Here is a 422-nt window from a genome sequence, read left to right on the forward strand (position 1 = left end):
CTTATAAACAATTATATCCTTTCGGGTAAATGATGTTTATACATCTCGATAGCATCTTTATTTTCTTTTAAAACTGCAATTGTTTTTGGATGTGGTCTTATATAAATCAAAGGATAGTCGATTTCATCAAATTCTTGTCGAATTGGGAATGCTAATCTCTCTTTATCAAGTGAAAATTGAGCGTCAATTCCTATTTTATTACCGCGATAATCTAATCGAATACATTTTTTAAGTGAATGAAAAAATACAGCATTTAATGCGTGAATACAATATCCCTTATCTGGCGTATTAAACAACATTAAACGCTGATAACAAAAGCCTGTCGGTATTCCTTCTGATCGCAATAGGGCAGCTAATAGGTTTGACTTTGCATAGCAAATTCCCTCTTTAAAGGTTAATACTTCTGAAGCATTACAAGTTAC

General features: G+C 32.0%; 1 protein-coding gene. It reads right to left on the reverse strand.

Annotated features, from left to right (window positions below; all coding sequences use genetic code 11):
- Positions 1-11: 11 nt before the first annotated feature.
- The coding region (locus RVS70_RS22715) for a transglutaminase family protein (RefSeq protein ID WP_321135001.1) at positions 12-422 on the reverse strand (411 nt) is incomplete at its 5' end.

The sequence above is a fragment of the Virgibacillus sp. M23 genome (assembly GCF_034190895.1).
Taxonomy (GTDB): Bacteria; Bacillota; Bacilli; order Bacillales; family Amphibacillaceae; genus Virgibacillus; species Virgibacillus salarius.